The organism is Niabella beijingensis (genome assembly GCF_020034665.1).
Lineage (GTDB): Bacteria > Bacteroidota > Bacteroidia > Chitinophagales > Chitinophagaceae > Niabella > Niabella beijingensis.
Genome location: NZ_JAIQDI010000002.1, coordinates 1456544 through 1476102 on the forward strand (window position 1 = coordinate 1456544; position 19559 = coordinate 1476102).

The following is a 19559-nucleotide window of genomic DNA, read 5'->3' on the forward strand; positions in this document are numbered from 1 at the left end:
AAGAAATGATCAATGATCCGGGGAATAAAATAAAATCTTTTAAAAAAGGATTCTTTTGACATCGCTGGTAGTGAGCGTTTTCAAAAAATATAATAAAACATTTCCTTTTCTAAAATAAGAACAAAAATGAAGGGTTACAATGACCAAAATCATTGATTCATTTGACGGATATTAGTCTTTGTAAGATCCTGTGCTGCTGTATTTTCCTCAAAAGATGTATTTCCTTGGCCGTATATTTTTTATTCGTTCATGGTAGCCTGTTAATAATGATCAGAAAGCGACCTGATTAATCTCATTGATTCAAAAAAAGGCTGATTTTATTTTTAATCTGCTTCAGGTTTCCAATCTGGAGTTGAGCTGCCCCGGATTTTCTGGGTCTTAATAAAATAATGTTTATGAAAACAATACTTGTTCTGGTAGATTTTTCTAAAGCTGCTTTTAATGCAGTTAACTATGCCGTTGAAGTGGCAATGACCTGTAAAGCAAGCCTATTCCTATTATATGTTTGCGATTTGCCGGTTAATTTTACCCAGGTGCCGGTATCCCTGGATATTGATGATGAGCGTCTCAATGCGGAAGCAGAATTGATAAAATTAAAAGTGAAAATTCACGAAAGAACCAGAGGTGACCTCAATATATTTAGTGAAGTGCGCAATGGCAATTTTTTTTCGGAGGTGAAATCGTTTTGTGAGTACGTCAGACCCTATATCGTCATAATGGGTAGCCAGGGAACTTCCATAATGGAAAAACTGGTGTTGGGTGGACATGCTGTCTATGAAATGCAGCATTTACCATGTACATCGCTCGCAGTGCCCTGCAAGATGAGGTTTTCAGAAATAAAAAAAGTTGCACTTGCCTGGGATTTTCAAAACCCAATGGACCGATCGTTTATTGAAAAAATTGGTCAGCTTATTTCTGATTTTGGTGCGGAATTGCATGTAATTAGCGTAATTATAGGGGAAAAGGATCTTCTTCAGTTACGCATTAAGACCCTGAAATCTCAAATGGAATTTTCGCGTCTGGCACCTGTATTCCACTGCCTGGAAGGTAAAAAGACTTCAAAAAGTATAATGGAGTATGTTGAAAACAATGGATTTGACTTATTGGTTCTTTTTCCCGGAGAATATTCGTTATTCGAAGAGCTGATTTTCCCCACTCATACCAAAAAACTTGTCCTTCACTGTAGCGTGCCCATTATGGCACTTCATCCATAGCGAATACTAAGCACCGGGTTAATTCTTTGATGATCATTACATATAGTGGTGGAATTTTAGACGAAAATGTTGATACCTGTAATCTTCGGAGATGACGAATGTCATTAAAATCTGTCGTATGATAGAATAATTTTGAAGAATAAAATAAGAATATGAATATTAATTTTGATGAGCATACATCAATGGAAGATATCCAGTCAAGTTTTCACGAACAGTATCCGTATTTAAAACTTGAGTTTTATAGACATCCTCATCTGCAGGGAGAGGCCTCATGGTTCAATGACAAGTTAGGCAAGCAATCATTGGTCAAAAAAGAGGCGTCCATGACTGGCAATCAGTCTATTAATGCCGGAGGCAATCAGACTGTGGCCGATTTTGAATCAGAATTTTTTCAAAAAACAGGTATAGCTGTACAGGTAATGCGTTTCTCTGGTCGTGTATGGATCCAGACAACCGAGACGGACGATTGGACCTTGCAACAGCAGAATGAAAAAGGATACGAAGACAGTAAGCTTACCGTGCCTGATAAGCCGGAAGATTTTGATTTGCAAGAAGACGACTAGCAGCTATTGAACAGGAATTAAAACGGAAAAGATGGAAATCCATTATGAGAATGCAGATACCGCATTAGGTCTTGTCAAAAGCGGGGACCGTGTTTTTGTTCATGGCAGCGCTGCAACTCCCAGGTTCCTGTTGAACAAATTATTGGCTAAGGCAGGAATAATTAAAAACATTGAGCTGACCTGTATCAGTACCTATGGAGAAATAGAATGGAATCGGCCCAAAGTGATTAATAACGGCTTTTTCATAAATTCTTTATTTGTTTCTTCGAATGTACGTGAATGGGTAAATGGACGCAATGGAAATTATGTTCCCGTTTTCCTCAGCGAGATCCCCGCTTTGTTTGAAGAAGGCCTTTTGCGGCTGGACGTTGCGATGGTACAGGTTTCACCTCCTGACCGGCATGGCTATTGTACCTTAGGGACCTCTGTGGATGCAGCTCTTTGTGCTACCAGGATGGCGCCGGTAGTAATCGCACAGGTCAATCCACAAATGCCAAGAGTTATGGGGGATGGGATTATCCATTATTCTGAATTCACGGCTATGGTTTGGGAAGACAGCCCACTTCCTGAAATCGACTACAGTCTTGAAGTAGACGAAACCGCAATCAAAATTGGTAAAAATGTAGCTTCTTTAATTGAAGATGAGGCCACTCTGCAAATGGGCATCGGAACAATCCCGGATGCAGTCTTGCAGCAACTTTCAGGACATAAAGATCTGGGAGTACATACAGAAATGTTTTCGGATGGGCTGGTGCCCTTAGTGGAAAAGGGGGTAATTACCAATGAATATAAAAAAGTACAACCAGGCAGAATCGTAACCAGTTTTATCCTTGGCACACGAAAAGTCTATGATTTTGTCAATGATAACCCGTTTGTAAATTGCATGAACGTCGCTTTTGTAAATGACAGTGATGTAATTCGTAGAAATCCAAAAGTAGTGGCGATTAACAGTGCCATTGAGATTGATCTTACGGGTCAGATCTGTGCAGATTCCATTGGTACCTTTCAATATTCAGGAATTGGGGGACAAATGGATTTTATGCGGGGAGCCTCTTTATCAGAAGGAGGAAAACCTATCATTGCAATGCCTTCTATAACGCGTACAGGTATTTCAAGAATTGTACCTTTTTTAAAACCGGGTGCAGGAGTGGTTACTACCAGAGGACATGTTCATTATATTGCTACTGAATTCGGGATTGTGAATCTGTATGGCCGGAATATGGAGCAACGGGCCCGGTTGCTAATTAGTATTGCACATCCTGATCATAGAGCGGTGTTAGAGCAGGCCTATTACGAACGATTCCGGAAATTATACGCGGAGGTTAAATGATTTATATTTTGGGGTGCTCTGAAGTCTGTTTGCTGTTGTTGATTAAAGGATAATTGGAAGATTCTTTTTAAATGTTTTGTTTTTCAGATTGATGAAGATATTTAAGAACCCTATAAGAAATAACAGGAGGCAGATCCATTGAATAGTTTGTCTTGCCTTTATAAATGGGAGATGCAGCAGTATCCCTCCAATTACAATTGCACACGCACCTTCGGCAGATAAGAGGTACCATCCTCTGAGCTCTTTTTTTTGAAATAGAGATTGCACAATTTTCAGGCAACCCCAACAGATTGCCCAGATGCTGGTAAAATATGAAAAAAGAAGGAAATTTAACAAAGGATTGAACAGCATCAGTGCGCCGAATAAACTATTTAATACACTCTCCATAAGCAACCAGATAGAGCGAGTAAGAAGTGCTCCCTCGATATAGTATAAAACTATGAGTAATAAGCCATTTAACAGAATTCCAATCCCTGAAAGTTTGATTAGCTGAAGATAGCTATCCCAGGGATAAGTAAAAATATAAACACTTATTCCAATCAATAGTATACTTGCGATCGGGGTTATCGGCCATAATGGTAGCCTATTTGTCCTGGGTTTAATTGTTACTGGTTGCATAGTAAGGCATTTATTTAAATTAAAATGGACGACTTGTTTTTTTGTCGCCGAAATGACAAGATATATTTTGTCAAAGTGCCATCCAATGAGAAGGACCTGATATCACCATGATTCCAGTCATAGTTGTTTGTTCGAAATAAATTGATGGGACTAACGGCATTTGATGTTTAATCAGCATCATTGGGCAAGTTGATTATTGTCATAGATAAGCGACAGTGGTTACCGTAGTTTTAAACCAATATTGAAAGGCTATGATGAAGGTATTATTTATATCTGATGGTGTTGATGTTGAACAAGGTGCATTTGAGTTTATCAAAGAAATAAATCGAAGGTCGCCTGTGTTTTTATATGGAATATTTTTACCAAAACGGTCGCTGGGGTATTGGCTGCTGAGGGCGGGCTCTTTTTTTTTGCTACCTCCCTATAATTTTCAAACAGAGGAAAAGCTGATTGCTGCGGCCTGCAGGTTCTCAGATTTATGCCGGGAACATCATATTAACCATTCATCCTATTCCGGAAGAGGAGAAGCCCCCCTGTTAAAACTCAGAAGGGAAAGCCGGTATGCAGATTATCTTGTGGTTAGCTATACAATTTTTCAGCAAAAGAACAAAAAATTGCGCAAGCCGCGGCAGTATTTATCCCGGATTCTGCATCATTGTGAATGTCCGGTAATCGTCGTCCCCGATCAGTTCGTGTTTCCAAGTAAAAATATTATTGCTTTTGATGCAAGCGCTTCCTCAGTATATGCCCTTAAACAATTTTTCTATTTATTACCTGATCTCGGAGCTAATTCCACGATTCTTGTAAATGTTGGCGCCAATAATAACAAAAATGGGGGGTTAAATAAAACGAATTTGGAAAGTCTTACCATAAACCATTATCATTCACTGGATCCGACCTGTTTGAGATTGAATACGGCTAATGAATTATCTGAATGGGTGGTAAGTCAACAGGCGGCAATATTAGTTGCCGGTGCTTGTGGTCGATCGAGGGCATCGCAACTGATTAAGAGAAGCTTTTTATCAGGGATACTGAAAGACAAGCGTATGCCTTTGTTTGTTGCGCACCGTTAAAGGTCAAAAAAATAAACTATTCTAAAACTTACTTTCATGGAAAATTTGCTTTTGGTTATTAATGATATTGCTTTGAATGATAAATCGCTGGAGTTTGCCTGCTACCTGGCAAGGGTAACCCAGTCCCGGCTTCAGGGGTTGTTACTGACAAAAGCTCAGGAAGAAGTGCCGTATACGGAGGGTGCGGGTAGTGAGGTCACATCGGTAGCTTCGGTTAAAAAATTACCGGGAAGTCTCCGCGAAGCCGCCCAGAATGATATCCGTCAATTCAAGAAAATTTGTAAGAAAGAACAGATTCCCTGTGTTGTAAACTGCCTGGAAGGCGATCCGTTGATGGATGCTGTTTCTGAGAGTCGTTTTGCTGATTTGATGGTGCTAGGAGGAGCAATGTCATTTGATGCTGATGATAAGCAATATCTGAGCCCGTTTGTTTGGGCATTTCTTCAGGTTGCTGAATGTCCGGTTGTTATTGTATCCGATCAGTCGTCCGAAATCGATGAAATCGTGCTCACTTATGATGGCTCTGCATCTTCTTTGTTCGCCTTCAGACGATTTGCCCATTTGTTTCCATGTTTTAAAAATAAACAGATTGTTGTAGTCTCCGCAGATCGGTTCCCTGAAATTAGGCATGAGCGATTGATAAGAGATCAGTTGGAGGAATATTATCCTCAAATAGAATTTGAGGTGTTGTACACTAAGAATTTTGACAGTAAACTATTTGATTTTTACCGGAGAAGAAGCAATTGCTTTATTGTAATGGGAGCATCGGGAAGAACGAATCTTTCAGAAGTGGTATCGAATGACAAAATGCCTTTGGATAGAGAAGCGATTGGGCATCCTGTTTTTATCTCCCATTTTTAAGAGATTAATTTTCTATAATGCAAAAGCCGGAGCAAAAAAACAACGAGGCGATAGCCTTTATATTCCAACAGATAGCACTCTGCTACCGCTACCTGGGTGGGGAGCAGTTCCGGGTGTCAGCCTATGAAAGAGCAGCTAACAGGCTGCTTAATATGCAGGAAGATATTGGGGTCTATGCTTCGGATACCAAAAGACTGGAGGCTCTTGGTAATATTGGCGTTAGCACGGCAAAGAAAATATCCGAATATCTCAGAACGGGTAAGATCGCACTGTTCAGCCGTTTAAAAAGGCAAGTGCCCTACGGGTTGTTAGACTTAATGGATATAAATGGTTTTGGCCCTGCAACGATAAGAATTCTTTACAATCAATTGGGCATAAAGAATGAAAGCGAGCTTCTGGATGCGCTGAATGGTCGGCGACTTGAAGGAGTTAAAGGGATCGGTAAACGGAAGATTGAAGACATGAAGGTGTCATTGGCGGTAACAAGGAAGGGAACACCCCTGTTGCTTAAGGATGGCCGGAGAATCGGAAACGCCCTGATTGGTGTACTAAGAAAAATGCCGGGCGTGCAACATGCGGAACTGTGTGGCAGTATCCGCAGAAAAAGTAAACTAATAGGAGATATTGACATCCTTATTATTGCGGAGCCTGAAGACCGGTCAGCAATTGTAAAGGCTTTTATTGCCTCCAAACATATTCTGCGGGTATTGGTTAAAGGAATCAATAAGACGAGTGTTTTACTGAAGTGCCGGAATATCCAGGTAGATATTCGGCTCGTTCGCGCCTATGAATATGGTGCAGCATTGCTTTATATGACGGGGTCCCGGGAACATACGATTCATTTACGCCTGATTGCCAAACGGAAAGGTTATACGATGAATGAATACGGGATTTTTGAAGTTGCAACGCACCGGAGGTTAGCCGGATTGACAGAAGAAGATATGTATAGCGTATTGGGATTAAGGTATATTCCCCCGGAATTACGCTTAAACAATGGTGAAATTGAGGCGGCAGCCTTGAATCGGGCTATTGCCATATAAGGTCGCTGTCAGTAGCATCTATAGGAATTTTACGAAGACCCAATCGGATACAAGGCTCTTTTATTTGAACAAACTGTGGCAACGGTTTCAAAAGATAACTATGCTAATTAAAAATAAAATACAGGAATTATGTAGCAATTGCATACGGGATTTTTTCGCTATTCTGCTGATTCTGTGTACAATAATGGCAACCAGTACAAATGCACAAGGACGCTTTATTAGCAGGCCATTGTCAAATCCCTCAATGGTGGACGCATTTTACCGTCAACGGGAAGGCCGTTTATTCTGGTTTGGGGCTGGAGCTGGAACGGAAGGAACCATGCGAAACGAACTGATCAGAATATTTAAGGAGGAGGCAGTTCTTCAGGGGTTGGACTCCCTGAAGTATCTGTCAATGCTGCCAGCCACTATTGCAGACCTGGATTCGTCTGAAAGTGAGGTGTGTGACCGCATGTTTACAGATGCCGCGTTCGCCTATTTTGCGGATCTCTATGGGGGGGATCCCAGGGTAAGGACACGGGTTGGTAGTGATGAAATCACCGGGAAATATGGGATGATTGATCGTCAATATATTGTCGACCGTCTAAGCGAAGTAAATAGTAGCGCTCTCCTGAAGGCCCTGGTGCCGGCTCTCGAGCCATCGCAACCCCTGTATTTGTCATTAAAAGATGAACTGCAAAAGCAGTTGGAGTTGGGAGACCGGAAGAAAATCGCATCACTGGTGATCAGTCTCAATAATTTTCGCTGGTTCTGTCATTTCAGATTTAAGAATTTTATAGTGGTTAATATCGCTTCAGCGGAGTTAAATTATTTTGAGCAAGACTCGGTAATATTAAATATGCGGATTGTAGCGGGGAAGCCTTCAACGATGACACCGCGATTTGTTACGTACTGCGATCAGGTTATTCTTTATCCCTATTGGAATGTGCCCAGGAGCATTGCCGTTAATGAAATTCTTCCCTTTTGCAAGAAAAGCCTCGTGGTGCTCGATATCCTAAAAATGCAGGTGATTAACAGTAAAGGCGAAATTGTTGATCCAAAACGATTGGATTGGAAAAAGTTTACAGCCAAGAATTTTCCCTATCGCTTTCGCCAATCTACGGGCTGTGATAATGCATTAGGTGTTATAAAGTTCAACTTAACCAGTCCCTATAGTGTCTACCTGCATGATACAAACCTGAAATCAGATTTTAAGGCGGAGAAAAGATATTTCAGTCATGGTTGTATACGGATCGAGCAACCGCTTGAACTGGCGAATGAGATTTTGGAAGACAAGCTCGATGAGGGTTTTTTAAAAGCCAGTATTAAGGGCCAGCAACCTATTGCAAAAAAAGTAGCTGAACCTGTACCGGTTTTTGTTTTGTACATGACGGCTGAGGCCACTGCCAGTGGCGCAGTGAAGTATTTCCCGGATGTATATGGCTTGTTATAGACTCCCGCCTTTATGCATTTTGACCGTTCGGTTTTGTGCGGTCTTTTTTCGATGACAGGACTCAAACATGCCGGTGATGACAGTCATTGAAATAGGATGAAGCCAAAGTTAAATTTGATTTTAAAGCTATGAGTTAGCTTAAAAAAAATTTATTATTTAAAAACATTAAAACAAAAGATCATGAAAAGTGACATTCAAATTCAAAAAGATGTAATGGAAGAATTGAATTGGGACCCGGTTTTAAGCGCAGCTGAAATCGGAGTGGCTGTAAAAGAGGGGGTGGTGACGCTGGGAGGTCAGGTGAGCACTTATTCTCAAAAACTTGCGGCAGAAAAAGATGCAAAAAAAGTCGCCGGGGTAAAAGCAGTGGCAGAAGATATCCAGGTCGGCGTTTCCTCTGCTTATCGCAAGACAGACACAGAAATAGCGGAAGCAGTATTGAACGCTTTAAAATGGCATTCGGCTGTACAGGAAGAGAAAATCAAAATTAAAGTCGAAGATGGGATTGTGCAGCTTGATGGAGAAGTGGAATGGGAATATCAGCGTAATAACGCAAAATCAGCCATACAAAATCTGGCCGGAGTACGCAGCGTACTGAATTATATTACTGTAAAGCCAAAAGTAACCACCTCAGGCGTTCAGCAAAAAATAAGGGATGCATTCGACCGCAGCGCAACTGTTGACGCAGAGCGTATTGGTATTGATGTTTCTGGCAGTAAAGTTACGCTGCACGGTAAAGTGCGTTCATTTGCGGAAAAAGAAGATGCTGAACAGGCTGCCTGGAATGCTCCGGGTGTCTCCAGTGTAGAAAATGAGCTTGAGATTGATTTGGTGGAATTTGCCTTTGATTAAAAAGTGAGCTGAGAGATAAGGATTTGGGCAACACAATTTGAAAAAGTATCTCCCGGCATATTTGTTTAAACCAGGAATCATAAACCCTCATTGTCGTTTGGGCAGGTTTCGATTTGAAACCTGCCCTTTTTCCGGGGCAATACCAGGGGTAACTGAAAAAACTGAAATATCTCAATGATGGAACCGGTTGAGTGCTCTCAAATGTAGCAAAATTAGTTGGGTGCAATAATAGAAGAGGGGGCATTATGGCACTGCAGTTAATGGAAAGATTGGATGATAGCCACGCATAGAGAGCGTAACGGCAAACCTCCCTGACTCATCAGGCAATCTGTTGAGTCAGGGAGGTTTGTATCGGGTATTATTGCAGCTCTGTGTCTGTTTGGGGGAGCCAGCCTTGGCGCAGCTGATTTTAAGTTTTTTTTGCTCCGTTAGGCTCAATTTCAAAGCTGAGTTTGGCAACAATGCGATACTCAGTAATTTTATTGTTTTTAACTACAGCACTGTGATCTTTGATATACACAGAGCGGATATTTTTGACGGTTTGGGAAGCTTCATGTACCGCTTGAGATACGGCGTCCTCCCAACTTTTAGTGGAGCTGGCCATTAGTTCCAATACTTTTACAATTGCCATAAAAAAATTTTAAGATGAAAGAATCTGCTGGAATTTGAGTTATTGCATTTATGCGGGTTCCTGCTTTGTTGCTTTTGACCGGCCAAATGCATTGTCCGTTTTTGACGCCATTTTTTTGCAGGCTGCCATTATTTTTTTTCTGGTGTCACTACCTTTTTCTGGAGCAAATAGGCTGCCTATAGTAGCACCCGCGGCCAGACCCGCTGCAACCGCTGTCAAAGTTTTACTAAGCTGATTCATGATTTTTTTTTATTGTTAATAATCTCTAAGATAATCTGATCAGTGGCCGATAAAAAATGATGCGACTCATCAGACGTGATGATGCAGGTCAATTTGAAGCAGGACTGTTAGGAAGTGCATAAAAGATAGGAACTGATGATTGCTGCCGCTGGCTTTGGCAGTCATTATTAGGGATGATTAAAGTCATTTATTCTATGAGGAATTTCCTGGTATTTTAGTTATTATTATGACGCTAAGATTCTTTTTGTGCATCTTCATAAAAAGCATAGTAAAAGTAGTTATCAGCCTCAGGACAGGCTATTACTTCTCAAAGGCGGGATTGAATATTTTGAATTATTGCGTGATTTGATCCTTACCGCCGAGCAGAGTATACATATTCAAATGTATATTTTTCGCTATGACAATGCCGGCCAAATGGTTATGGAATGGTTGTGCCAGGCTGCCAGGAGAGGAGTCAGTGTTTATCTGCTGGTTGATGGCTATACAACACATCTGGCTTTTAATATACTGCACCGTATTGAAAGTGAGGGCGTACAAGTGGAGCGGTATGAGCCGCTGTTTAAAAACGGTGCCTTTTATTTTGGCAGAAGGATGCATCATAAAATTGTAGTGGCAGATGGACGTCGCGCGCTTGTGGGAAGTAATAATATTGATGACGATTATTATGGTAGCCTAAGTCATCCCGCCTGGTTGGATATGGCCTTGTTTGTAGAGGGTACCGTGGCGGGAGAACTGGAACGAATATGTGTACAGTTGTGGAATAAGGAAGCTGCTCGTAACAGACCAATGTGCCAGACAACGCAGCAGGTGAGATATTTAGAAAAAGGAGTTGAGCGTATATCGGTAAGAGTACTCCGTAATGACTGGGTCCGTAACCGGAATGACATTTGGAAAAGCTATTTTAACCTGCTGAGCAAAGCCAAGGAGGAAGTATATCTTGTGAGTAGTTATTTTCTGCCCGGGAAGCGGTTACGCAGACAAATGAAATTGGCGGCTTGCAGAGGGGTTAAGATCAAAGTAATTACTGCAGGCTTGTCGGATGTTTTAATTGCCAAGCAGGCCGAGCGTTATCTTTACCCCTGGCTGCTTCGTAACCACATAGAAGTGTATGAGTACCAGGATAGTATATTGCATGCTAAAATGGGAGTCAGAGATGGCCGTTGGCTGACCCTTGGCTCTTTCAATATCAATAATATCAGCACTTATGCCAGTATTGAGTTAAATCTTGAAGTTCGTAACCGCCCATTTGTTCGTCGGGTGCAGCAGGAGCTGGAGCAGCTGATCGTAGCTCATTGTACGCCGGTCAGCCCGGATCACTATCTTCATCAAAGGCCATTTGTAAGGTTGTTTGAACGTCTTTGCTACAACTTTATTCGCATCCTACTTTATGTGTGCACTTTTTATTTCAAACGTGAGCGTTTCGGCAATCAATAGAATGGTAGGCCTGTTCACGCGCATTTTGAAGCGCCGAAGAGATTAACTGGCTTGCAGCCAGGGTAGAAGTGGATGCTTGTTAATGGTTTAAGTTGAAAAGTACGATCAGGGGTAGGGATGATGAAGATCATCGGTCTTTGCGATGTAGAATGATAATTTCGAATATGGATCAATGATTGGCGTGCAACTATTAAAAAGATCCTATCCACTATGCCACAAGCTATTTCAATAAAACTATTCTTATCTGAAGCAGGTGATTTAGCCCAGTTTGCAGGGAGGTTTTTTCGCCAGTGTTTCAGGCCACCTTATGAAGTTGCAGAATTTATTAGGCAGTGTTTTGTGATTGGTTACCGGTCACTTGGTCTGGTAAGTCTTACCACGTTTATTATGGGATTGGTATTGACCATGCAGCTTCGTCCTTCTATGGTAGCATATGGTGTGGCCTCACAGATCCCGGCCATTGTGGGTATTGCTATTGTACGGGAGATAGGCCCCGTGATTACTGCTTTGATATTTGCAGGAAAGATCGGTAGTAGTATCGGTGCAGAACTGGGCTCTATGAAAGTAACAGAGCAGATAGATGCTATGGAAGTAAGCGGAACCAATCCGTTTCGATATTTGGTGGTGACCCGCATTTTAGCAGCTACACTGATGCTGCCGGTATTGGTGATGCTGGGCGATGCCATTGCTCTGTATGGGGCTTATCTTGGTGTCAATATACGGGGGATTACAAGCTTTAACCTGTTCTGGTCACAGGTCTTTGATAATCTTTCATTCAGTGATGTGCTGCCTGCTTTTATCAAAAGCTACTTTTTTGGATTTGCTGTAGGAACGGTTGGCTGTTACAAAGGATATAGCAGCCGCAAAGGCACAGAAGGCGTTGGTCGCTCTGCCAATTCCGCAGTGGTGGTCTCTTCCGTTGTGATTTTCATCATTGATTTACTTACCGTACAAATTGCAGATGCAATGGGTCTTAACTAAAATTTGGACGGTATGCGTATACACACCCAAATAGAACAGGATTTGCCGGAAGCGTTACCCGTGTTAATTGTAAGGCATCTTTATAAGTCGTTCGGAGAGAATCAAGTACTCGTTGATTTCAACCTGGAACTGAAAAAAGGAGAGAGCGTAGTAGTACTGGGAAGATCGGGATCCGGTAAGTCTGTTTTGATTAAATGCATTATTGGTTTGCTAAAACCAGATCAGGGTGATGTGGTGCTTTTAGACGTACGTGTACCGGATGCAACGGGAGAGAGCCTGGATCAGCTACGGGCTAAAGTGGGATTTCTGTTTCAAAGTAATGCGCTCTATGATTCGATGACGGTACGGGAAAACCTGGAATTTCCGCTGCGCCGCCACTGGATGCGCCTGACACATCAGCAGGTTAACGAAAGGGTATTGGAAGCATTGAATGATGTGGGCCTGGCGCATACCATAGAAATGATGCCGGAAGAGCTGTCAGGGGGGATGCGCAAACGGATTGCATTGGCACGTACACTGATCCTGAAACCGGAGGTGATTCTGTACGATGAGCCTACGACCGGCCTGGATCCGATAACCGGTAGGGAAATTATCGGATTAATGATGGATATGCAGAAAAAATACAATACGACATCGCTGATTATCTCCCACGATATGAATTGCGTAAAAATCGCAGGAAAAAGAATTGTGATACTGATCGACGGGAAGTGTTATGCTGATGGGAACTATGAAACTTTTTGCCGGAGCAATGATGTCCGGATTAAACAATTTTTTGAATAAATAACATGGCCAAGCGAACTTCTGATAATATAAGGTTAGGAACCTTTGTCCTGGCGGGGCTGCTGGTATTGGTCTTGCTGTTGTATATGATTGGTAAGAACGAGCACCTTTTCGGAGCAACCTATATGCTAAAAGCGCGATTTTTTAATGCACGGGGGCTTGTGAAAGGTAATAACGTACGCTTTTCCGGTATACAGGTAGGTACTGTAAGAAAGATCACAATAGAGGAAAACACGCAGATAGAAATAGTGATGTCAATCGACAGAAAGATGCGGCAGGTGATCCGCAAGGATGCTGTTGTTGCTATTGGCACAGACGGATTGGTTGGTGATAAAGTGGTAGATATTACGCCAGTCTCTTTAACCAGTAGGCTGGCTCAGGAAGGTGATACATTGATTACGAGAGCCTCTGCAAACCTGACGAACATGTTAGATACACTGGATCAATCAAGTAGGGATATTGCCGTGGTTGCTGCGGAACTGAAAATTACGGCGCAGCGTATTAACAGGAGTGCTATTTGGCGCCTATTGGATGACAGCACGGTTCCTGAAGATGTGAAAGCGACGCTGTTCAATATCCGGAAAGCCAGCAGCCGGGTATCGGGAATTGCCGGCAAATTGGATGAAATGGTGAACGATGTCCAGAATGGGCAGGGCGCAGCAGGAACGATTTTAAAGGACTCCCTGTTTGCGAGCAATATTCGCCTGGCAGGGGATAAGATCTATTCGGCCAGCGAAACTGCCGACTCTCTGGTTGTACTGCTCAAAAATGTGGCGGACAATGTGCATAATGGGGTGGTAGAGAAAAATGGGCCGGTCCATGCGCTGCTCTACGATACAACAATCGCACAAAAGCTGAATATCAGTCTCGATAATATTCAGAAGGGAACGGATGGATTCAACCAAAGCATGGAGGCGTTGAAGCACAACTTCCTATTAAGAGGTTATTTCAGGAAACAGGAGAAGAAAAAAATAAGTAAATGATGTTCTAACGAGGAGATAGGTTCCACACCTGGAAGGAAAGCATATTTCCCTATGAGGTATACTTCTTATTCTTTAAATTTTCTCCTGTGATTATTAGTAATGCCTGGGTATTTTTATTAATATCATATTGGGTTAATTGCGACAGACAATGATCAATATGTTTTTCATTCGTCTCCATTTCACGGAATGTTATTGCCGCCTTTTCCATTCCCAATTCTTTTGCAAAAACGCCTGCAGTTTTATATAAAAGTATTTTAAAGTGATTGATCGCTTGTATACAGGTAACTAAACAGGCATCCATTATTTCCGGATCGCTGCACTGTTTTATCTTTTCATTTGCCTCTTTCACAAATGCCTCCAATGCCCGGTCAATAACAATTGGGGCATTAACCTCCTCTTGATAAAAGCTTTCCAGTTTTGCAGCATGTTGCCGTACAACATCATGATAATCATATAAAATGGTTCTTAACTGTCTTGATCTTGCCAGAATAATCCATTCCCTGAGGTTCTGTTTCATCTGTGTTTCAATTGAGGTCAGTTTGCCGGCTTCATGATTGCAGAAATGATGGAGGGACGAAATACTATTGTCATTTTTTACCATATCGCTTTTTAATCCCTATAAATGTACAACCGTCATCCATCTGCCAGGATGATACTTATCAAAATCAATTCTGATTGAAGTCATTGGTTCCCTATTATTGAATAGAGTTACTTTGAAATAAGTCAAAATAGATTGGTATAGCAGGAATTTAACAAAGGATGCTTCGCCAAACAAAATGAAGGACTTTACGGTAAGGATATACTGGTGAAAAATCGTTAGTGAGGCTAAGGCTTACCGGGAATAGGGGTAAATATTTTATAAATAGCGGCTTTATACTTAAATAATTTGTTTATGAAAAAGATTTTTATTCTTGGTATATTCCTTGCTCAGTTTTTACCGGTTACTGCTTTCCATTTTGAATTTGGCAGTCGTGTGATCATCAGCCAGCCCGTATATGGTGATCTCTATGTTGGAGGGGAAAATATCACGATCAATGCACCCGTCTACGGAGATCTGGTTATCGCTGGTGGAACAATCATCATTAATGATACAGTTGAAAATGATATCCTGTTAGCCGGTGGTACCGTCCTCTTTAATGGTTACGTAGGAGATGATATACGCTGTACCGGTGGCAATATTCGCATCAGTAAAAATGTAACCGGTGACGTTTTGGTTGCAGGCGGTGAGGTAGTTGTTGACAGGGGCGTTACTATTGGAGGTTTGGCGTTCTGTGGGGGGCGGATTACGGTTAATGGAAATGTAGACGGAGCCGTCAGCGGTATTGTTGGGCAGCTCAATCTTAACGGAGATATTGCAAAAGGTATCACCTATCGCGGGGGAACGCTCAGTATAAATGGCAGCGTTGGAGACACGTCCATACTTGGCGCGCAATACATTATCTTAGGAGATAAAGCTGTTTTTAATAAGGATGTCCGATACTGGAGTGAGCAGGGAAAGATTGATTTTAGTAACCACATGAAAAATGCGAAAGCGATTTACGATCCCGCCTTGCGCGTAGAAAACGCAAAGTGGTATTTTCTAGGCATGACCAGCGTCTTTTTATTGTTATGGTACCTGGGCATGGTGCTTTTGATGATTCTGATTATACAATACTTATTTCCCCGTACCCTAAAAAATGCTGCCAATAACGTGTTTGATCATCCATTAAAATCTATTGGATTTGGGTGCCTGTTTTTTATTGGAGTTCCGGTAGCTGCCGGAATCACTTTTTTGACTTTAGTGGGTATGCCTGTGAGTATACTATTGATTTTCGCTTACCTGGTCCTTGTTCTTCTTGCAACAGTAATTACGGCGGTTGTTATGGCAAACTGGCTCAATAACAGATTTGAAATGAAATGTAGTTATTGGCGTCTGGCATTTGCAGCCTTCTGGATTTTTGTAGCATTGAAATTGATAACCTTGATGCCTGTCATCGGGTGGATTATAGTGATCCTTTTAATATGTGCTTGTTTTGGTGCTATAGTACTGAGTATTTCCTGGAGGAAAAAATCAACAGTTACAATATAATACGTAATATTTTATTATATAAGCAATGCCCGCAAAAATGACTTTCACGTCCGGCCGTGCTGCCTGCAGGTTAAATCAAAGAGTTAATGGTATATATCAAAGTTGATGAAAAAAATTATTTCATTATGAAAACTAAAATTCCTGTGAATGGTACACTTTCCTCCTTGAGAAAGGAGGATGGGAATACTTGCATCTCCGTAATACTTCCGGCACATCAATTCTCGACAGAAAAAGCACTGATCAAAAATACTTTGAATGATGCCCTGGCTAAAGTGAAGGAATTATTGTATTACGAGGGTCGGGAGGCTGAAATAGAAGTTTTAATGCGATACGCAGATGAGTTGTCAGGGACCATCGATTTTACAAACAATGCAGAAGGTTTGGGACTTTTTGTATCTTCTGGTGCTAAATTGGTTGTAAGATTTCCTTTTCCGGTAGAGGAAAAGGTAATGGTGACGGATCATTTTGAATTACGAGAATTAATGTACAAGGAGTACTATGCAACTCCTTATTATCTTCTATTGCTTACGGCACAGGGCGGCCGCTTGTTTCAGGGCAGCTGGAATACAGTTTTTGAAATAAAGGATAATGGTTTTCCAATGAGTTATACAGATGATTATATATACGCAAGGCCTGCACATAGTTCGTCTTCTGCAGGCTATGCGCATGTAAAAGATTTTGAAAAAGATAAATCGGAATTGGAAACCATACGGTTGAGAGACTTTTTCCGGCATCTGGATAAAGCGCTGGACGCCTGTCTGGTAACGGATGCACCATTGATAGTACTGGGAGTAAAGAAAGAACTGTCCCTGTTTGCTCAGGTTAGTAGCCATTTACAACAGGTTATTGATAAAATTGCAGGTAACTATAATCATGATAATAAAAAACAACTTGCCCAGCTGGCCTGGAACGTGATGCTGCGGTATTTTGAGAATGAAGCAAAAGATCTTATGGAAACATTTGAGGAAAAACTAGGTGAGCATCTTGGCCTTTCAGACATCCAGGATATCTGGGTGGCTGCCCGGGAAGGAAGAGGACTAAAGTTGCTGGTGGAAAAAGATTACAGGCGACCTGCATTTCTTGCAGAAAACGAGTATCATCTTTATCTGCATCCTCCCAAAAAAATGAAAAAAGCATTGCCGGATGTTGTTGCCGTTATTATTGAAAGCGTATTAGAGAAAAATGGCAGTATTTGTTTTGTAGAGAACGGGTTACTAAAACAGTATAACAGGATGGCTTTAATATTGCGTTATTGAATAATGCCCTGAATCCGGCTTTTAAATCGATCCGATATATCCAGAATACATTCAACCTGAAAAAAAGGCATATGTCAAAGCAAGAAAAAAGCGCAATACCGAAGCAGATAGCTCCGATGCTTTGTAAATTAGTGAGGGCGCTTCCTGAACTGGAAAATTATTTGTATGAGATCAAATGGGACGGTTACCGCGCTATTTCCTATGTAAAGGAGAGTATGGTTCATATGGATTCCAGAGGCGGACTTAACTATACTGCCAGGTACCCGCAAATAGAAAAAGCGCTGAGGAACTTAAAGCATGATGTAATCATTGACGGAGAGATAGTAGTTTTCAATGATGAAGGGAAACCTGATTTTGATGCACTTCAAAAATATAATGGTGAAAATACGCCAATCAGCTACTGCGTTTTTGATTTGCTGTGGCTGGACGGCCAAAACCTGGAACAGCGTCCACTGACGGAAAGAAAGGAATTATTGAAGGAACTTGTAAATAAGCGTGCAGTTTTTAAGTTCAGTAAAAGCTTTGATGATGGGCAGTCATTATACAAGCAAATGCTGTCTCAGAATCTTGAAGGCGTTGTAGCAAAGCGCAAAGATAGTCCATATAGGGAAGGGGAGCGTGGTAATGACTGGTTAAAAATCCCAACAAGGAAGCGGCAGGAGTTTGTAATTGGGGGCTGGGCTGAATCTTCCAAAAAGCGTCCTTTTAAAAGCCTTCTTTTCGGGGCCTATGAAAATGACCGGTTTACCTGGATTGGCCGTAGCGGAGGTGGCTATAAGGAAAAAGAAATGGTTGATATTCTGGAGAAGCTTAAGGCACTGGAAATGAAAACTTCTCCCTTTGTGAATCCGGTCCTGGACGCTAAAGGGGCGATGGTACATTATGTACGCCCAAGGCTTGTTGCTAATTTTGAATTCGCTACCTGGACAAAAACGGGAAGAATCCGAAAACCTGCAACATTTTTGGGTTTCCGCAACGACAAAAGGCCTGCAGATGTGGTACGGGAAATACCCGAAACCCTAAATGCAATCAAGAATGAGGTTGCGAATGCCAAAACGGATCGCTAAAAAAGCCGTTTTTGAATTTAATGCAGCACAAATAACAAATGCAAAATTGTTATGCGGGAAACCCGGGCTAAGCTGAGATCATTCGCTTCGCATTTTTCTATATACAAAAAAACCAACAATCATTGGCAGCCAAAATGATAATGCCCTATATAAGATCGTGATTATCAGTGCTGAGCTAAGATGTACGCCGAGTCTTGAAAAAAAATAGGTCATACCACTTTCATATAAAATAAGCCCACCGGGAGATATTGGTAACAGAGAGATGATTCTTGTTAACAGAAAACCTGCAGATACCGTAAGCAGATTAATTGCTAAACCAAAGCCGTGAAACAGGGCCAAAATTGTAAAAGCATCTGAAAGGAAAATAAGAAACTGCAACCCCACTGCCCGATATACCGCCGTTTTGTGTTCGTGAAAAAATTGCGTAGGCCTTTCCACCTGCTCCTTTGTCGTAAAAAAGGTTTGAAACTTATCCGCCAGCTTTGTAAATAACTTTATTGATGCCAGTTTTTTTTGGAGGGCATCTATTGTATATTTATTTGAAAGAACATTTACACTCAGGCCAAATAAAAAATAGACAATAAAACCGGTACCAAAAATAATATACAGTGAACCAGGTATGTTTAGAAAAAGCATGCTGAGCATCACTACCAAAATAATAATGATTTCAATGGAAGCATAAAAACTTAAAAGCTCTACCGAAATGAGCGAAATTATATTAGAGACGGCAATTTTGCTTTTCTGCAAATAATTAAATAAAAAAGTATTACCACTGATTCCTGCGCTTGGGATGGTTTGATTAAAAAATAATGTAATAAAGCTGATCTTAAATAACCTCCATACGGTCTGATGGATATGAATATCAAATCCGAGCAATAACTGCTGATAGACCATTGCCCCAAAGAAATAAGTGCCGATTTGACCTAAAACGGCGAGCAAAAGCCAATATGGATTTATCGTTTGGAAAAGCTCGAAATCCGTTTTGATTTCTCCAAAATAATAAACAGCAAATAGGGATATTAAAATGGCAAGCCCATAGAAGATGAGATTTCCTATTGAAAATAGTTTTTTATTTTCCGGTTTTTCATCCATGACTTTAGGGCAGTTTAAAATTAGGTCCTGACTGGTTGGGAAAA

At 41.3% G+C, this 19559-nt stretch carries 20 protein-coding genes; 15 read left to right on the forward strand and 5 right to left on the reverse strand.

Features of this window, described 5'->3' with window-relative positions; all coding sequences use genetic code 11:
* The first annotated feature begins 395 nt into the window (after nucleotides 1–395).
* The 3 genes from K7B07_RS22130 to K7B07_RS22140 all read left to right on the forward strand — a co-directional run bounded on the left by K7B07_RS22130 (nucleotide 396) and on the right by K7B07_RS22140 (nucleotide 3107).
* A complete protein-coding gene (locus K7B07_RS22130) occupies nucleotides 396–1214 on the forward strand; it encodes a universal stress protein (RefSeq protein WP_223712720.1) in 819 nt (272 codons plus the stop codon).
* Nucleotides 1215–1366: 152 nt separating this feature from the next.
* On the forward strand, nucleotides 1367–1777 hold the full coding sequence (locus tag K7B07_RS22135; protein WP_223712721.1) for a hypothetical protein: 411 nt from the start codon (nucleotides 1367–1369) through the stop codon (nucleotides 1775–1777).
* A 31-nt stretch (nucleotides 1778–1808) separates the two neighbouring features.
* A complete protein-coding gene (locus tag K7B07_RS22140; RefSeq protein ID WP_223712722.1) occupies nucleotides 1809–3107 on the forward strand; it encodes an acetyl-CoA hydrolase/transferase family protein in 1299 nt (432 codons plus the stop codon).
* A gap of 42 nt (nucleotides 3108–3149) precedes the next feature.
* Here the strand turns inward: K7B07_RS22140 and K7B07_RS22145 are convergent, their stop codons facing one another.
* Nucleotides 3150–3725 carry a DUF308 domain-containing protein gene (locus K7B07_RS22145; RefSeq protein WP_223712723.1) on the reverse strand — a complete coding sequence of 192 codons (576 nt, stop codon included), beginning with the start codon at nucleotides 3723–3725 and terminating at the stop codon, nucleotides 3150–3152.
* Between the two features lie 251 nt (nucleotides 3726–3976).
* On the opposite strand from K7B07_RS22145, the gene K7B07_RS22150 reads away from it, so the two are divergent.
* From K7B07_RS22150 to K7B07_RS22170, 5 genes are all read left to right on the forward strand, one after another.
* Nucleotides 3977–4798 carry a hypothetical protein gene (locus K7B07_RS22150; protein WP_223712724.1) on the forward strand — a complete coding sequence of 274 codons (822 nt, stop codon included), beginning with the start codon at nucleotides 3977–3979 and terminating at the stop codon, nucleotides 4796–4798.
* A 36-nt stretch (nucleotides 4799–4834) separates the two neighbouring features.
* Entirely contained in the window at nucleotides 4835–5659 is an 825-nt protein-coding gene (locus tag K7B07_RS22155; RefSeq protein WP_223712725.1) for a universal stress protein, read from the forward strand.
* Between the two features lie 17 nt (nucleotides 5660–5676).
* Nucleotides 5677–6699 (forward strand): helix-hairpin-helix domain-containing protein, encoded by a 1023-nt coding sequence (locus K7B07_RS22160; protein ID WP_223712726.1) that lies wholly within the window; start codon nucleotides 5677–5679, stop codon nucleotides 6697–6699.
* 184 nt (nucleotides 6700–6883) lie between these two features.
* Nucleotides 6884–8131 carry a L,D-transpeptidase family protein gene (locus K7B07_RS22165; RefSeq protein WP_223712727.1) on the forward strand — a complete coding sequence of 416 codons (1248 nt, stop codon included), beginning with the start codon at nucleotides 6884–6886 and terminating at the stop codon, nucleotides 8129–8131.
* A 180-nt stretch (nucleotides 8132–8311) separates the two neighbouring features.
* The gene (locus tag K7B07_RS22170; protein ID WP_223712728.1) at nucleotides 8312–8983 is read left to right on the forward strand and encodes a BON domain-containing protein; all 672 of its coding nucleotides are present in this window, start codon (nucleotides 8312–8314) and stop codon (nucleotides 8981–8983) included.
* A 409-nt stretch (nucleotides 8984–9392) separates the two neighbouring features.
* On the opposite strand, the gene K7B07_RS22175 is transcribed toward K7B07_RS22170, so the two are convergent.
* Nucleotides 9393–9614: a dodecin family protein gene (locus tag K7B07_RS22175; protein WP_223712729.1), complete on the reverse strand. Its 222-nt coding sequence runs from the start codon at nucleotides 9612–9614 to the stop codon at nucleotides 9393–9395.
* A 48-nt stretch (nucleotides 9615–9662) separates the two neighbouring features.
* Nucleotides 9663–9854, reverse strand: coding sequence for a YtxH domain-containing protein (locus tag K7B07_RS22180; protein ID WP_223712730.1), 192 nt, complete (start codon nucleotides 9852–9854; stop codon nucleotides 9663–9665).
* Between the two features lie 246 nt (nucleotides 9855–10100).
* Between K7B07_RS22180 and K7B07_RS22185 the strand changes: the two genes are divergently transcribed.
* The 4 genes from K7B07_RS22185 to K7B07_RS22200 all read left to right on the forward strand — a co-directional run bounded on the left by K7B07_RS22185 (nucleotide 10101) and on the right by K7B07_RS22200 (nucleotide 14032).
* A complete protein-coding gene (locus K7B07_RS22185) occupies nucleotides 10101–11288 on the forward strand; it encodes a phospholipase D-like domain-containing protein (RefSeq protein ID WP_223712731.1) in 1188 nt (395 codons plus the stop codon).
* 210 nt (nucleotides 11289–11498) lie between these two features.
* Nucleotides 11499–12269 (forward strand): MlaE family ABC transporter permease, encoded by a 771-nt coding sequence (locus K7B07_RS22190; RefSeq protein WP_223712732.1) that lies wholly within the window; start codon nucleotides 11499–11501, stop codon nucleotides 12267–12269.
* Nucleotides 12270–12281: 12 nt separating this feature from the next.
* Entirely contained in the window at nucleotides 12282–13049 is a 768-nt protein-coding gene (locus K7B07_RS22195; RefSeq protein WP_223712733.1) for an ABC transporter ATP-binding protein, read from the forward strand.
* 5 nt (nucleotides 13050–13054) lie between these two features.
* On the forward strand, nucleotides 13055–14032 hold the full coding sequence (locus K7B07_RS22200; protein ID WP_223712734.1) for an MlaD family protein: 978 nt from the start codon (nucleotides 13055–13057) through the stop codon (nucleotides 14030–14032).
* 49 nt (nucleotides 14033–14081) lie between these two features.
* Here K7B07_RS22200 and K7B07_RS22205 read toward each other — a convergent pair whose 3' ends face one another.
* Entirely contained in the window at nucleotides 14082–14633 is a 552-nt protein-coding gene (locus tag K7B07_RS22205) for a YciE/YciF ferroxidase family protein (protein ID WP_223712735.1), read from the reverse strand.
* A 291-nt stretch (nucleotides 14634–14924) separates the two neighbouring features.
* On the opposite strand from K7B07_RS22205, the gene K7B07_RS22210 reads away from it, so the two are divergent.
* From K7B07_RS22210 to ligD, 3 genes are all read left to right on the forward strand, one after another.
* Nucleotides 14925–16100: a FapA family protein gene (locus K7B07_RS22210; protein ID WP_223712736.1), complete on the forward strand. Its 1176-nt coding sequence runs from the start codon at nucleotides 14925–14927 to the stop codon at nucleotides 16098–16100.
* Between the two features lie 125 nt (nucleotides 16101–16225).
* Nucleotides 16226–17356 carry a baeRF3 domain-containing protein gene (locus K7B07_RS22215; RefSeq protein ID WP_223712737.1) on the forward strand — a complete coding sequence of 377 codons (1131 nt, stop codon included), beginning with the start codon at nucleotides 16226–16228 and terminating at the stop codon, nucleotides 17354–17356.
* Between the two features lie 71 nt (nucleotides 17357–17427).
* On the forward strand, nucleotides 17428–18423 hold the full coding sequence (ligD, locus tag K7B07_RS22220) for a non-homologous end-joining DNA ligase (RefSeq protein ID WP_223712738.1): 996 nt from the start codon (nucleotides 17428–17430) through the stop codon (nucleotides 18421–18423).
* A gap of 78 nt (nucleotides 18424–18501) precedes the next feature.
* On the opposite strand, the gene K7B07_RS22225 is transcribed toward ligD, so the two are convergent.
* Nucleotides 18502–19515 (reverse strand): lysylphosphatidylglycerol synthase transmembrane domain-containing protein, encoded by a 1014-nt coding sequence (locus tag K7B07_RS22225; protein ID WP_223712739.1) that lies wholly within the window; start codon nucleotides 19513–19515, stop codon nucleotides 18502–18504.
* Nucleotides 19516–19559 lie beyond the last annotated feature (44 nt).

Coding starts and splice junctions, on each gene's coding strand:
- K7B07_RS22215 (WP_223712737.1), top strand. CDS start 16,226: ATGAAAACTAAAATTCCTGTGAATGGTACACTTTCCTCCTTGAGAAAG.
- K7B07_RS22155 (WP_223712725.1), top strand. CDS start 4,835: ATGGAAAATTTGCTTTTGGTTATTAATGATATTGCTTTGAATGATAAA.
- K7B07_RS22205 (WP_223712735.1), bottom strand. CDS start 14,633: ATGGTAAAAAATGACAATAGTATTTCGTCCCTCCATCATTTCTGCAAT.
- K7B07_RS22135 (WP_223712721.1), top strand. CDS start 1,367: ATGAATATTAATTTTGATGAGCATACATCAATGGAAGATATCCAGTCA.
- K7B07_RS22130 (WP_223712720.1), top strand. CDS start 396: ATGAAAACAATACTTGTTCTGGTAGATTTTTCTAAAGCTGCTTTTAAT.
- K7B07_RS22225 (WP_223712739.1), bottom strand. CDS start 19,515: ATGGATGAAAAACCGGAAAATAAAAAACTATTTTCAATAGGAAATCTC.
- K7B07_RS22140 (WP_223712722.1), top strand. CDS start 1,809: ATGGAAATCCATTATGAGAATGCAGATACCGCATTAGGTCTTGTCAAA.
- ligD (WP_223712738.1), top strand. CDS start 17,428: ATGTCAAAGCAAGAAAAAAGCGCAATACCGAAGCAGATAGCTCCGATG.
- K7B07_RS22150 (WP_223712724.1), top strand. CDS start 3,977: ATGATGAAGGTATTATTTATATCTGATGGTGTTGATGTTGAACAAGGT.
- K7B07_RS22180 (WP_223712730.1), bottom strand. CDS start 9,854: ATGAATCAGCTTAGTAAAACTTTGACAGCGGTTGCAGCGGGTCTGGCC.
- K7B07_RS22145 (WP_223712723.1), bottom strand. CDS start 3,725: ATGCAACCAGTAACAATTAAACCCAGGACAAATAGGCTACCATTATGG.
- K7B07_RS22175 (WP_223712729.1), bottom strand. CDS start 9,614: ATGGCAATTGTAAAAGTATTGGAACTAATGGCCAGCTCCACTAAAAGT.
- K7B07_RS22190 (WP_223712732.1), top strand. CDS start 11,499: ATGCCACAAGCTATTTCAATAAAACTATTCTTATCTGAAGCAGGTGAT.
- K7B07_RS22165 (WP_223712727.1), top strand. CDS start 6,884: ATGGCAACCAGTACAAATGCACAAGGACGCTTTATTAGCAGGCCATTG.
- K7B07_RS22210 (WP_223712736.1), top strand. CDS start 14,925: ATGAAAAAGATTTTTATTCTTGGTATATTCCTTGCTCAGTTTTTACCG.
- K7B07_RS22170 (WP_223712728.1), top strand. CDS start 8,312: ATGAAAAGTGACATTCAAATTCAAAAAGATGTAATGGAAGAATTGAAT.
- K7B07_RS22200 (WP_223712734.1), top strand. CDS start 13,055: ATGGCCAAGCGAACTTCTGATAATATAAGGTTAGGAACCTTTGTCCTG.
- K7B07_RS22160 (WP_223712726.1), top strand. CDS start 5,677: ATGCAAAAGCCGGAGCAAAAAAACAACGAGGCGATAGCCTTTATATTC.
- K7B07_RS22195 (WP_223712733.1), top strand. CDS start 12,282: ATGCGTATACACACCCAAATAGAACAGGATTTGCCGGAAGCGTTACCC.